At 63.5% G+C, this 13,311-nt stretch carries 13 protein-coding genes; 2 read left to right on the top strand and 11 right to left on the bottom strand.

Annotation, left to right across the window (positions count from 1 at the left end; translation table 11 throughout):
- Positions 1–6: 6 nt before the first annotated feature.
- The 8 genes from pabC to O6P39_RS09125 form a co-directional block, all read right to left on the bottom strand.
- Positions 7–822: an aminodeoxychorismate lyase gene (gene pabC / locus O6P39_RS09160; RefSeq protein ID WP_275611034.1), complete on the bottom strand. Its 816-nt coding sequence runs from the start codon at positions 820–822 to the stop codon at positions 7–9.
- The gene (gene fabF, locus O6P39_RS09155) at positions 822–2,066 is read right to left on the bottom strand and encodes a beta-ketoacyl-ACP synthase II (RefSeq protein ID WP_275611033.1); all 1,245 of its coding nucleotides are present in this window, start codon (positions 2,064–2,066) and stop codon (positions 822–824) included. Before fabF ends, pabC begins: the two co-directional genes overlap by 1 nt.
- A 118-nt stretch (positions 2,067–2,184) precedes the next feature.
- A complete protein-coding gene (acpP, locus tag O6P39_RS09150) occupies positions 2,185–2,421 on the bottom strand; it encodes an acyl carrier protein (RefSeq protein ID WP_015477931.1) in 237 nt (78 codons plus the stop codon).
- A gap of 192 nt (positions 2,422–2,613) precedes the next feature.
- Positions 2,614–3,357, bottom strand: coding sequence for a 3-oxoacyl-ACP reductase FabG (gene fabG, locus O6P39_RS09145; RefSeq protein ID WP_152224538.1), 744 nt, complete (start codon positions 3,355–3,357; stop codon positions 2,614–2,616).
- A gap of 13 nt (positions 3,358–3,370) precedes the next feature.
- The gene (gene fabD, locus O6P39_RS09140; protein ID WP_275611032.1) at positions 3,371–4,309 is read right to left on the bottom strand and encodes an ACP S-malonyltransferase; all 939 of its coding nucleotides are present in this window, start codon (positions 4,307–4,309) and stop codon (positions 3,371–3,373) included.
- A gap of 104 nt (positions 4,310–4,413) precedes the next feature.
- On the bottom strand, positions 4,414–5,391 hold the full coding sequence (plsX, locus tag O6P39_RS09135; protein WP_275611923.1) for a phosphate acyltransferase PlsX: 978 nt from the start codon (positions 5,389–5,391) through the stop codon (positions 4,414–4,416).
- 33 nt (positions 5,392–5,424) lie between these two features.
- A complete protein-coding gene (gene rpmF, locus O6P39_RS09130) occupies positions 5,425–5,607 on the bottom strand; it encodes a 50S ribosomal protein L32 (RefSeq protein ID WP_009621425.1) in 183 nt (60 codons plus the stop codon).
- 13 nt (positions 5,608–5,620) lie between these two features.
- Positions 5,621–6,151 carry a YceD family protein gene (locus tag O6P39_RS09125; RefSeq protein WP_275611031.1) on the bottom strand — a complete coding sequence of 177 codons (531 nt, stop codon included), beginning with the start codon at positions 6,149–6,151 and terminating at the stop codon, positions 5,621–5,623.
- A gap of 112 nt (positions 6,152–6,263) precedes the next feature.
- Here O6P39_RS09125 and O6P39_RS09120 point away from each other — a divergent pair, with 112 nt between their 5' ends.
- Entirely contained in the window at positions 6,264–6,842 is a 579-nt protein-coding gene (locus O6P39_RS09120) for a nucleoside triphosphate pyrophosphatase (protein WP_275611030.1), read from the top strand.
- Positions 6,843–6,899: 57 nt separating this feature from the next.
- On the opposite strand, the gene sppA is transcribed toward O6P39_RS09120, so the two are convergent.
- Genes sppA through rluC form a run of 3 tightly spaced genes read right to left on the bottom strand, consistent with a single transcriptional unit; the run spans position 6,900 to position 9,529 of the window.
- On the bottom strand, positions 6,900–7,895 hold the full coding sequence (gene sppA, locus O6P39_RS09115; RefSeq protein ID WP_275611029.1) for a signal peptide peptidase SppA: 996 nt from the start codon (positions 7,893–7,895) through the stop codon (positions 6,900–6,902).
- Complete coding sequence (locus O6P39_RS09110; protein ID WP_275611028.1) at positions 7,885–8,580, bottom strand: HAD-IA family hydrolase; 696 nt, start codon at positions 8,578–8,580, stop codon at positions 7,885–7,887. Before O6P39_RS09110 ends, sppA begins: the two co-directional genes overlap by 11 nt.
- On the bottom strand, positions 8,573–9,529 hold the full coding sequence (rluC, locus tag O6P39_RS09105; RefSeq protein ID WP_207884434.1) for a 23S rRNA pseudouridine(955/2504/2580) synthase RluC: 957 nt from the start codon (positions 9,527–9,529) through the stop codon (positions 8,573–8,575). The genes O6P39_RS09110 and rluC overlap by 8 nt, the downstream gene beginning before the upstream one ends.
- A 577-nt stretch (positions 9,530–10,106) precedes the next feature.
- On the opposite strand from rluC, the gene rne reads away from it, so the two are divergent.
- Entirely contained in the window at positions 10,107–13,304 is a 3,198-nt protein-coding gene (rne, locus tag O6P39_RS09100; RefSeq protein WP_275611027.1) for a ribonuclease E, read from the top strand.
- Positions 13,305–13,311: the final 7 nt, after the last annotated feature.

Genomic DNA, 13,311 nt, shown 5'->3' with positions numbered 1-13,311 from the left:
CACGTGTCAGGAATCCAGAAGTTCGCGAAGTTGGCCTTGCAGTTTACGGGTCAGCGGCCCGACCGGCCAAGCACGACCGGCAAAGCCACGCACCGGCCAGATGCCGTAGAGGCTGTTGCAGAGAAAGACCTCGTCGGCCTGCGCCAGTTCGTCGAAGTCGATGTCCCGCACGATGACCGGTAGGCCGATATTGCCGGCGCGCTCGATCACTTCGGCGCGCATCACGCCGGCAACGCCGCAACGGCTGAGCTCGGCGGTGACCAGTTCGCCATTGCGGACCAGAAACAGATTGCTGAACACGCCTTCGACGATCCGTCCGGAAACGTCGCGCATCAGGCCCTCGGCAAAGGTCGGGTCATCCCACTCGGCGCGGGCCAGAACCTGCTCCAGGCGATTGAGGTGCTTGAGGCCGGCCAGCAAGGGCTGCTCGGCCAGGCGCGTCGCGCAAGGGAAGAGCTGGACGCCCTCCTCCCAGTGCTTTGCCGGGTAAGCCGGCGCCGGGGAGCCAAGCAGCAGGCGGCGCACCTGGGCGTCCGCCTGCGGCGCGTAGCCGCGCGCGCCTTCGCCACGGGTCAGCATTAGCTTGGCGACGCCATCGCCCAATGCCGTGCTGAAACGCAGCAGTTCGTCTTCGACCCGCTCCAGCGAGACCGGCAGGGCCAGGCGTTGCACACCCTCTTCCAGCCGGGCCATGTGGCGTGCCAGCAGGCGCGGGCGGCCTGCCGACACGCGAATGGTTTCGAACAGGCCATCGCCATAGGCCAATCCGCGATCTCTCACGGACAGGACCTCGGCGCTGCGGCCGTCGACCCAGCTCAACATCAGCCGTGGAACCGGCGGAACACCAGGGAGCCGTTGGTACCACCGAAACCGAAGGAGTTCGACAGCGCGACCTCGATCGGACGCTCCTTGGGCTGGTGTGCCACCAGATCCAGGTCACAGCCCTCGTCGGGGTTGTCCAGGTTGATGGTCGGCGGCGCCACCTGGTCGCGCAGGGCGAGCACGCAGAAGATCGCCTCGACCGCGCCGGCGGCACCCAGCAGGTGACCGGTCATGGACTTGGTGGAGCTCATCGACAGCCCATAGGCATGCTCGCCGAAGATCGATTTCACCGCGGCGATTTCCGCGATGTCGCCGGCCGGCGTGGAGGTGCCGTGGGCGTTGATGTAATCGACCTGCTCCGGGTTCAGGCCGGCGTCACGCAGGGCCGCCTTCATGCAGCGCGCGGCGCCCGCGCCGTTTTCCGGCGGAGCGGTCATGTGGTAGGCGTCGCCGCTCATGCCGAAGCCCACGACCTCGGCATAGATACGGGCGCCACGGGCCTTGGCATGCTCCAGCTCTTCCAGCACCAGCGCGCCTGCGCCGTCGGAGAGCACGAAGCCATCGCGGTCCTTGTCCCACGGACGGCTGGCCTTGGCCGGCTCGTCGTTGCGGGTGGACAGCGCGCGGGCCGCGCCGAAGCCGCCCAGACCCAGACCGCAGGCAGCCATTTCGGAGCCGCCGGCCACCATCACGTCAGCGTCGCCGTAGGCGATGTTGCGCGCGGCCATGCCGATGTTGTGGGTGCCGGTGGTGCAGGCGGTGGTGATGGCGTAGTTGGGACCCTGCAGACCGAGGTTGATCGACAGGAACCCGGAAACCATGTTGATGACCGAGCCGGGCACGAAGAACGGCGAAATGCGCCGCGGGCCCTGCTCGAACAACGAACGGCAGGTGTTTTCGATGTTGGTCAGACCGCCGATGCCCGAACCGATGGCAACGCCGATGCGCTCCCGGTTGGCGTCTGTGACTTCCAGGCCGGAGTCACGCACCGCCTGGTAGCTGGCGGCCAGGCCGTACTGGATGAACAGGTCGAGTTTGCGAGCTTCCTTGGCGGACATGTATTGCTCGACGTCGAAACCCTTCACCGAACCGCCGAAGCGGGTGGAAAAGGCGGACAGGTCCATGTGTTCGATCGGGGCAATACCGCTGCGCCCGGCGAGAATGCCTTCCCAACTGCTCGGCACATCCACACCCAGGGGCGACAACATACCCATGCCAGTGATGACTACGCGTCTACGCGACACTGTGACTTCCTCTCATACGTTTCACGGCAATAACGCCGGCAGATGCCGGCGTTAAAGAAAAGCCGCACGCCTTTGCAGGCCGTGCGGCTTCTTTCGTCGGGGAACCGACGACTACGTCTTATGCCTGGTGGGCAACGATGTAGTCGATGGCTTCCTGAACGGTGGTGATCTTTTCGGCTTGCTCGTCGGGGATTTCGGTCTCGAATTCCTCTTCCAGAGCCATCACCAGCTCAACGGTGTCAAGGGAGTCGGCGCCCAGGTCTTCAACGAAGGAAGCGCTGTTGGTGACTTCTTCTTCCTTAACGCCGAGTTGCTCAGCAACGATCTTCTTGACGCGTTCTTCGATGGTGCTCATACCTTGTTTTCACTCCTATGGACAATCCGTACAGCTGGGCTGCGGGTAAGTGTATAGAAAGGGTTTTCTGCATTTCAAGCTGAACGCTGACGCCCCTTCGCGGCTAACCCAGATGCTCTGCCTAATCCCGTCCGCAGTACGTTGGGGATTCTAGACAGCGCATATGACATCGCCGCGAAGCAACACGTCACATCAACTCATGTACATTCCGCCATTCACCGGTACCGTGGCACCCGTAACATAAGCTGCGCCCTCGGAAGCGAGGAATGCTACCACTTTGGCGATCTCTTCTGCTTGCCCCAGTCGACCCAGCGGAATCTGACCGAGCAGCGCTTCACGCTGCGCCTCCGGCAGTTCGCGGGTCATGTCGGTGTCGATGAAGCCAGGAGCAACCGCGTTGACAGTGATAGCACGGGAACCGACTTCGCGCGCCAGGGCACGGGTGAAGCCCTCAAGACCGGCCTTGGCAGCAGCGTAGTTGGTCTGCCCGGCATTGCCCATGGCACCCACCACCGAACCGATGTTGATGATGCGACCCCAACGTGCCTTGGTCATGCCACGCAGGACGGCTTTCGACAGACGGTAGAGGCTGTTGAGGTTGGTGTTAACCACGTCGAACCACTCGTCGTCCTTCATGCGCATCAGCAGGTTATCGCGGGTGATGCCGGCGTTATTGACGACGATAGCCGGAGCACCGGCTTCTTTCTGGATGGCTTCGAGGGTGCTGGTCACGGACTCGTCGTTGGAGACGTCCAGCACCATGCCCGAACCCTGAATGCCATTGGCCTTCAGGTATTCAGAAATCTTCTGCGCGCCGGACTCGCTGGTGGCAGTGCCGATCACGGTGGCGCCCATGCGACCCAGTTCCAGGGCGATGGCCTGGCCGATACCACGGCTCGCGCCGGTAACCAGTGCAACCTTACCTTGCAGACTCATGCTTTATCTCCTCTCAGGCCAGCGCCGCGCGTGCCGCCCCGAAGGCGTCCGCGGAATCCAGGTTGTGGGTGGTCACGCCCTTGGCGCAACGCTTGTTCAAACCAGCCAGCACCTTGCCCGGGCCGCACTCGACCAGGTCGGTGACGCCCTTCTCGGCCAGCAGTTGGACGCTCTCCACCCAACGAACCGGGCTGTACAGCTGCGCCAGCAGATCGCGCTTGAGCGCGGCCAGATCAGCGGGAACCTGGGCGGTAACGTTCTGCACCAGGGCAATCTGCGGCATCTGCCACTGAATGGCCTCAACGGCATCGGCAAAGCGCTCGGCAGCCGGGCGCATCAGCTCGCAGTGCGACGGCACGCTGACCGGCAGCGCCACGGCGCGCTTGGCACCACGCGCCTTGCAGCCTTCAATGGCGCGCTCCACGGCCTTGGCCGCACCGGCGATCACCACCTGGCCCGGCGCGTTGAAGTTCACAGCGCTGACCACTTCGCCCTGGGCGGCTTCGGTGCAAGCCGCCAGCACATCGGCATCTTCCAGGCCGAGGATGGCCGCCATGCCACCAGTACCGGCCGGAACGGCTTCCTGCATCAGTTGGCCGCGACGCTCAACCAGCTTCACCGCATCGGCAAAGGCCAGGCTGCCGGCGGCGACCAGCGCGGAATATTCACCCAGGCTATGGCCGGCAACGTAGGCCGGCTGCGCGCCACCCTCGGCTTGCCACAGGCGCCACAGGGCGATGGAAGCGGTGAGAATGGCGGGCTGGGTCTTGTCGGTCTGGTTCAGGCGCTCTTCCGGCCCTTCCTGCACCAGGGCCCAGAGGTCATAACCCAGGGCGGCAGAGGCTTCGGCAAAGGTATCGCGCACGATGGCGTGCTGGGTGCCCAGTTCGGCAAGCATGCCGAGGGACTGCGAACCTTGACCGGGGAATACGAAGGCGAGGGATGCGGACATTGCAACAGTTCCCTTTTTTGTCTGTGTCATCAAATGGATATCGCCAGCGGAAGCCTGGCGTATTGAACTGACAGTTGGATGACGGTCTGACGACCGCGGTCACATTAGAGCAGATGTTCCAGCCGGCCATGCAGCCGCTGGGGCAGATTCTCGCGAACTTCGAGCAGCGCACGACGCAAGGCGCTCTGGATGCCCTCCTCTTTCGCGCTGCCGTGGCTCTTCACCACGATGCCCTGCAAACCGAGGAAACTCGCACCATTGTGCTGGGACGGCGTGAGATCGCCACGCAGCCGACGCAGGAACGGCATAGCCATCAGCCCCACCGCCTTGGCCGGCAGGCTGGAGTTGAACAATTCTTCCAGGCGGGCCGCAACCATCGCCGCCAACCCCTCGCTGGACTTGAGCAGGATGTTGCCAACGAAGCCGTCGCACACCACCACATCGGCCAGACCGCGATAGAGGCCATCGCCCTCGATGTAGCCGATGTAATTCACCCCGCGCGCCTGCTGCAACAGACTGGCCGCCAGCTTCACCTGCTGGTTGCCCTTGATGTCCTCGGTACCGACATTCAGCAGCGCCACCCTGGGATTCTGCTTGCCCAGTGTCTCCGCCGCGACAGCACCCATGACGGCGAACTGATAAAGATGCTCGGCACTGCAATCGACGTTCGCCCCCAGATCAAGCAGATGGCAATGACCAGTCTGCGTCGGCACGGCAGTGACCATCGCCGGACGGTCGATACCGGGCAGTGTCTTGAGCAGGTAGCGGGAGAGTGCCATCAGCGCACCGGTATTGCCGGCACTGACGCAGGCATGGGCCTTGCCATCCCGAACCAGTTCGAGGGCAACACGCATGGAGGAGTCGGGCTTGCCGCGCAGAGCCTGGGACGGACGCTCGTCCATCGTGACGACTTCGCTGGCGTGGTGAACGTGAAGACGCTGGCGCTCAACCGGGGACAGGTCGCGCAGGTGTTCTTCGATCAAGGGAGCCTGGCCAACAAGGACCAGTTGAAGAGAGGCGTACTCGGCCAGAAAGGAAATGCAGGCCGGAACAATGCAGTGGGGACCGTAGTCCCCACCCATTGCATCAATCGCGATGATTGGTGCGGACAAGGATTACTCGTCAGAGCCCTTGTCTACGACCTTACGGCCGCGATAGAAACCGTCCGGGGAGACGTGGTGACGCAGGTGAACTTCACCGGTGCTCTTCTCTACGGACAGAGCGTTCGCGTCCAGGGCATCGTGGGAACGACGCATGTCACGAGCGGAACGGGATTTTTTGTTCTGCTGAACAGCCATGATTGATTAACTCCTAAACGTTTGGGTCACGCTTCAACTGCGCCAGTACGCTGAACGGATTGGGCCGCTCTTCGACGTTCTCGCTCGGTTCGGGCGCTGTAGCGTATCCCACCGGCTGCTGGCAATCCTCAGGATCATGGACCGGCACGATGGGCAAGGCGAGCAGCAACTCGTCCTCGGCCAGCGAGGTCAGGTCGATGGGGTCTTCCCCCACTTCCAGCGCATCGTAGCCATTAGGCAGATCATCGATCGACTTGCCTTCCGGGATGATGACGTAATCGTACTCACCACCCACATGGAAGTTGGCCGGCTCGAGACAGCGCTGGCATACCATGCTCACCTCGGCGTCGAGTTCGACGTGCATGACCGCCAGCTTCTGCTCATCACGGAAGAAGGAAAACTTCGCGTGAATCTTGCCATCACTGCTGGTCAGTTGCTCGTTGAGACGTGGCATCTTGGCGATCGGCAGCTCACCTTCGAGGGTGGCGGCGCGCTCTACCAGTTTGCGCGGATCAACGTGAGGTGGTATCGGTCCATTCAACATAAGCGCGCCATTATAGGGATGCACCCGAAGCTGTCAAAGGAAATTAGCCATAAACCGCTGTATGGACAGCCCTTTTCGCTAGAATCGCAGCGACGCTCCAAAGGAATCCTCCATGCTGCCACTGATCCTTGCTTCCAGCTCACCCTACCGCCGCGAATTGTTGCAGCGCCTGCGCCTGCCGTTCGAATGTGCAAGTCCCGACATCGACGAAAGCCCGCTTCCCGGTGAAAACGCCGAGCAACTGGTCCAGCGCCTCGCGGAAAGTAAAGCGCGCACCCTGGCACAGCGCTACCCCGGCCATCTGATCATCGGTTCCGACCAGGCCGCAGTGAACGGCAGCCAGATACTCGGCAAACCCCTCAACATCCATCGAGCCAGCGAACAACTGAAAGCCGCCAGCGGCAAGAGCGTCAGCTTCCTCACCGGACTCTGCCTGCTGAACAGCCAGAGTGGCCGCAGCCAGGTCGATTGCGTGCCCTTTACCGTGCACTTCCGCGACCTCGACGAAGCACGTATCCGCCGCTACCTGGAAGCCGAACAGCCCTTCGATTGCGCCGGCAGCTTCAAGGCCGAAGGCCTCGGCGTCAGCCTGTTCCGCTCCACCGAAGGCGAAGACGCCACCAGCCTGATCGGCCTGCCGCTGATCCGCCTGGTGGACATGCTGCTGGCCGAGCAGGTACCCATCCCCTAGCCCCAAAACGCAGAAGGCCCGGCGATTGCCGGGCCTTCCTTTATATAGAGGAAGGAATCAGCGCAGAGCCGGCCCCTGCCAACCCATCCATAGCGCCAGACGCTCGGCAACGCTGGTGCCCAGCTTCTTGGCGAAGCGGTCGAAGGGGGTTTCCTGGACGGTGTAGTCCACCACCTCCTTCTCCTTGATGATCTCCCGCGCCACATAGCTGGTGCTGCCCAGGCCATCGATCAGCCCTAGCTGCAGCGCTTGCTCGCCAGACCAGATCAGACCAGAGAACAACTCAGGATGATCCTTGTCCTTCAGGCGATCGCCACGCCCCTTCTTCACGCTGTCGATAAACTGTTTGTGCGTAGTATCCAGCACCTGCTGCCAGAACGCGGTTTCATCCGGCTTCTGCGGCTGGAACGGATCGAGGAAGGCCTTGTGCTCACCCGAGGTGTAGATGCGGCGATCCACCCCCAGCTTTTCCATGGTGCCGACGAAACCGAAAGTCGCCGCGGTCACGCCAATGGAACCCACCAGACTGGCCTTGTCGGCGTAAATCTGATCGGCGGCGCTGGCGATGTAGTAGGCACCGGAGGCGCCGAGATCACTGATCACGGCATAGACCTTGATATCCGGATGCTCACCACGCAGACGCTTGATTTCATCGTAGATATAGCCGGACTGCACCGGACTGCCGCCCGGGCTATTGATACGCAGGACGATACCCTTGGTGCCAGCATCCTCGAACGCGGAACGCAGCGCACCGACGACATTATCGGCACTGGCCGGCTCGTCATCGGCGATCATGCCCTTCACCTCGATCATCGCCGTGTGACTGGCACTGCGCGAGGCGGACTTGGACAGGCCACCGAACGGACTGAACAGCGCCAGGGCGACGAACAGATAAAGGAAGGTCAGCAGCTTGAAGAAAATACCCCAGCGACGCGAACGGCGCTGCTCCTGAACCCCCGCCAGCACTGCCTTCTCCAGCAGCTTCCAGCTCTTGTCGTCACCTGCCGTGGTTTGCGCAGCCTTGCTATCGTCCGCCTTCCATTCATCCGACATCGTTGCCCACCTTAAGCAGCGGTTTCACCGAGCGCCCGGCCAGCCAGGCGCGCAATTCATTGAAATGCTCCACTTCCAGCGCCGGAGCATACTCTCGCAGAGTCTCCAGCGACTGCGCACCATAGCCCACCGCCACCGAATCCATGCCGGCACGGCGCGCCATTTCCAGATCGAAAGGCGAATCCCCCACCATCAGCGCATCGCGCGCATCCACCCGGCAATGCCGAAGAATTTCATGCAGCATGCGCGGATCGGGCTTGCTCGCCGACTCGTCCGCAGCGCGGGTGATGTCGAAGAAATCGGTCCACCCCTGCCCCGCCAGCACGCGATCCAGGCCACGGCGATTCTTGCCGGTGGCGACCGCCAGTTGGTAACCCGCATGGCGAAATTCGGTCATCGCCTCGGCAACACCAGGGAACAGCGGAGAAGGCTGCACCTCAAGACTCAGATAGTGCTCGCCGTAGTCGCGACGAAAACGCTCCAGCGGCTCGCCCTCTTCCACTTCGGGATAGAGCGTCTGGATCGCCTCGGGCAGACCAAGGCCGATGATACCCTTGACCGCCTCGTCACTGCGCGAAGGCAGACCGGAATTGACTGCCGCGACGCGCATCGACTCGACGATACGGCCGATGGAATCCACCAGCGTGCCATCCCAATCGAAGATCAGCAGGGAATACTCACGCATCCAGGCGCTCCACGGTGCGCTGCCAGACTTCGTCGACCGGCGCCTCCAGCTCCAGCACCGAGCCATCGGGCATCGGCACACGCAGGAATGCGGAATGCAGGAACAGGCGCTTGCCGCCCAGTTCGCGGATCTCGCGGGAGAAGTCTTCGTCGCCGTACTTGGGGTCGCCGGCAATGGAATGACCGGCATGCTTGGCGTGCACACGAATCTGATGGGTGCGACCGGTGATCGGGCGCGCCTCGACCAGGGTGGCGAAATCACCAAAGCGGCGCAACACCTTGAACTCGGTCAGCGCTTCCTTGCCTTCGGGATTCACTTCCACCACGCGCTCGCCGGAGCGCAGGTTGTTCTTCAGCAGCGGCACGGCGATCTGCTTCTTCGCCGCCGGCCAACTGCCCCGCACCAGGGCGTGATAACGCTTGTCCACCACGCGCTCACCGCGCAGGGCGTCGTGCAGATGGCGCAGCATGCTGCGCTTCTTGGCGATCATCAGCAGACCGGAGGTATCACGATCCAGGCGATGCACCAGCTCCAGGTCCTTGCACTCCGGGCGCAGCTGGCGGAACGCCTCGATGACCCCGTAGTTCAGGCCGCTGCCGCCGTGCACGGCGATCCCGGTGGGCTTGTTCACCACGATCAGCGCCTTGTCTTCGAAGACGATGGCGGCTTCCAGGCGCTCCAGCAGCCCCTGCGCCAGCGGCACGGGCTCGTCGCGCTCAGCCAGACGCAGCGGCGGCACGCGCACCACGTCGCCGGCCTGCAGCTTGTACTCGGGCTTGATGCGCCCTTTATTGACCCGCACCTCACCCTTGCGAAGGATGCGGTAGATCAGGGTCTTGGGCACGCCCTTGAGCTGGGTGCGGAGGAAATTGTCGATGCGTTGGCCGGCATACTCCGGCGCGACTTCAAGCAGCTGAACGCCGGAAGTCGGAGGGGCGGGATTTGTCATCCGGACATAATAACAATTTTTCATTCAATTGAAGCACTTAATCATTGCTGCTATATTCGGGAGGCCGCCAAAAGTGGCCAGGCCCGCGGATGATCGCGTAATCGCCGTCCCCAACCGCCTGCAAACACATTGAACGGACACGAGGCAGTCCCCTGAAGCGTTGCAACGGCATGAGCGATTCGCCCGCCGACAGCGCCTCGAAACCCAGGCCTTCAGACATGACCACGGCAGCCAAGGTCGCCGTGATAAAAGCCAACCCCGCTCCCGGATTCTGCGAGCGGCACCCGGCTCTTAGGGAAATGTGCAGGGCGGAGATGCACAACTGTCGGATTGCGTTGCTTTCATGCCTTGAACGTAGACGCCTTCATCGTCCGCATCTGACAGTCGATTCCTCCTCCTGATGAGTGCTTGTTCTTACTCGACAAGCAGGAAACGTAGTCGCGGCACAGCAGATTTCTCCTGCTGCCGCTGGACACGGGAATGGTCCGCCATTCCTGAGTACGTGCCTTAGCACCGACCGTGAGAGTCGTGTGTGCCGATCGCCGTTTCCGGTGGCCCCGGAAACCATTGGTACTACATGAAAAGAATGCTGATCAACGCAACTCAACCCGAAGAGTTGCGTGTAGCGCTGGTAGACGGCCAACGCCTGTTCGACCTGGACATCGAGTCCGGCGCGCGCGAACAGAAAAAGGCCAACATCTATAAAGGGCGCATCACCCGCATCGAACCCAGCCTCGAAGCCGCCTTCGTCGACTTCGGCGCCGAGCGCCACGGCTTCCTCCCCCTCAAAGAAATCTCCCGCGAATACTTCAAGAAGAACCCCGAAGGCCGCATCAATATCAAGGATGTGCTCAGCGAGGGCCAGGAAGTCATCGTCCAGGTCGAGAAAGAGGAGCGCGGCAACAAGGGCGCAGCCCTGACCACCTTCATCAGCCTCGCCGGCCGTTACCTGGTGCTGATGCCGAACAACCCGCGCGCCGGCGGCATCTCCCGCCGCATCGAAGGCGAAGAGCGCAATGAGCTGCGCGAAGCCCTGAACGGCCTGAACGTTCCCGGCGACATGGGCCTGATCGTCCGCACCGCCGGCCTGGGCCGCAGCTCCGAAGAGCTGCAGTGGGACCTGGACTACCTGCTGCAACTGTGGGGCGCCATCAAAGAAGCCTCCGGCGAGCGCAGCGGTCCGTTCCTGATCTACCAGGAAAGCAACGTCATCATCCGCGCCATCCGCGACTACCTGCGCCAGGACATCGGCGAAGTGCTGATCGACAGCATCGACGCCCAGGAAGAAGCCCTGAACTTCATCCGCCAGGTCATGCCGCAGTACGCGAGCAAGGTGAAGCTGTACCAGGACAGCGTTCCGCTGTTCAACCGCTTCCAGATCGAAAGCCAGATCGAAACCGCCTTCCAGCGTGAAGTGAAGCTGCCGTCGGGCGGCTCCATCGTCATCGACCCGACCGAAGCCCTGGTGTCCATCGACATCAACTCGGCGCGCGCCACCAAGGGCGGCGACATCGAGGAAACCGCGCTGCAGACCAACTTGGAAGCGGCCGAAGAGATCGCCCGCCAGCTGCGCCTGCGCGACATCGGCGGCCTGATCGTCATCGACTTCATCGACATGACCCCGGCGAAGAACCAGCGCGCCGTGGAAGAGCGCGTGCGTGAAGCCCTGGAGGCCGACCGTGCCCGCGTCCAGGTTGGCCGCATCTCCCGCTTCGGCCTGCTGGAAATGTCCCGCCAGCGCCTGCGCCCGTCCCTGGGCGAGACCAGCGGCATCGTCTGCCCGCGCTGCAACGGCCAAGGCATCATCCGCGACGTCGAGTCCCTGTCGCTGGCGATCCTGCGCCTGATCGAGGAAGAGGCCCTGAAGGACCGCACCGCCGAAGTTCGCGCCCGCGTGCCGTTCCAGGTTGCCGCCTTCCTGCTCAACGAGAAGCGCAACGCCATCACCAAGATCGAGCTGCGCACCCGCGCGCGCATCTTCATCCTGCCGGACGACCATCTGGAAACCCCGCACTTCGAAGTGCAGCGCCTGCGTGACGACAGCCCCGAGCTACTGGCTGGTCACTCCAGCTACGAGATGGCCCACGTCGAGCACGAGGAAGTCCAGCCGATCAGCTCCACCCGCACCCTGGTCCGCCAGGAAGCCGCGGTGAAGACCGTTTCCCCGCAGACCCCTGCCCCGCAGCAGACTGCCGCCGCAGCCGCACCGGTTGTCGAAGCGCCCAAGCCGATGCCGGAGCCAAGCCTGTTCCAGGGCCTGGTGAAGTCGCTGGTCAGCCTGTTCGCCGGCAGCAAGCCGGAGCAACCGCAACCTGCCGCCGCTGAGAAGCCGGCTGCCGAGCGCAGCGAAGGCCAGGGCGAACGCCGCAATGGCCGTCAACAGAACCGTCGCCGTGACGGCCGCGAAGGCGGCCGTCGTGATGACGAACGCAAGGAACGTGGCGAGCGTCGCCGCGACGAGCGTGGTGAGCGTGGCGAACGCGCTGAGCGTCCAGCCCGCGAAGAGCGTCAGCCGCGAGAAGAACGTGCTGAACGTCAACCCCGCGAGGAGCGCCAGCCGCGCGAAGAGCGCGCCGAGCGTCAACCACGCGAGGAACGCCAGCCGCGTGAAGAGCGCGCCGAGCGTCAGCCCCGCGAAGAGCGTCAACCGCGTGAAGAACGCGCTGAGCGCCCTGCCCGCGAGGAACGTCAGCCGCGTGAAGAGCGTGCTGAGCGCCAGCCGCGCGAGGAGCGTCAGCCCCGTGAAGAGCGTGCCGAGCGTCAACCGCGCGAAGAGCGCCAGCCCCGCGAAGAGCGTGGCGAGCGTCCGGCCCGCGAGGAACGTCAACCGCGCGCCGAGCGTCAACCCCGTGAAGAGCGCCAGCCGCGCGAGGAACGTCTGGCCAGCGATGCCGCTGCCCTGGAATCCGAAGAGCTGCTGAACGAGGAACTGCTGGATCAACAGGACGACCAAGAAGGCGCCGATGGCGAGCGTCCCCGTCGCCGCTCCCGTGGCCAGCGCCGCCGCAGCAACCGCCGCGAGCGTCAGCGTGAAGCCGGTGTCGATGGCGTAGAAGGCGCCGAAGACGCCAGCGAGCAGACTGAACAAGCTGCTGGTGAAGCGCCGACCGCTGCTACCGTCGTTGCCGCCGCTGCCACTGCCGCCGTGGTTGCCGAAGTTGCCAGCGAGCAGCAGCCGGCCACCGAGGCGCCGACCGAAGCCGCTCAGCCGGTAGAGTCCGTCGTGGTCGAGGCCGTACGTACCGAAAGCGCCCTGGAGCAGACCATCGAGTTCCTGGCCAAGCCCGCCGAGTCCGTCGAGCAGTCTGAAGCCAGCGAAAACGTCGTCGTGGAAGCGGCTCCGGCCGTGGAAGCCCGCGAGGAAGAAGTCGTCCAGGCCGCTGTCGAAGCCCAGTCCGAGCCGACCACCGAAGCTCCGGCGGAAGTCCCGGCCGCCGATGCCGGCGTTCCGGCCAACGCCACCGGCCGCGCCTCCAACGACCCACGCGAGCGTCGTCGCCTGGAACGCCTGGCCCGTGAAGCCGCCGCCGCAGCTGCTGCCGCTCCGCAGGTCGAAGAGGCACCGGCCACCGCTACCGTGGTCGAAGAGACCGCTGCCGTGGAAGCTGAAGTCGTGGCTGAGCCAGCCGATGACGTCGCTGCCGAAGCCGATGCGGCGGAAGTGGTGACCGAAGCCCAGGCCGTCGAGCAGACCGAGCAATCGGCTGCCGAGCAGGCTGAAGGTGAAAAAGCCAATGAAGAAGAAGGCAACGTGGTAGAAAAACACCACAGCTGATAGCTTC

It is taken from the genome of Pseudomonas sp. PSE14 (assembly GCF_029203285.1).
Taxonomy (GTDB): domain Bacteria; phylum Pseudomonadota; class Gammaproteobacteria; order Pseudomonadales; family Pseudomonadaceae; genus Pseudomonas.
This window is presented reverse-complemented; position numbering and strand designations above follow the sequence as displayed.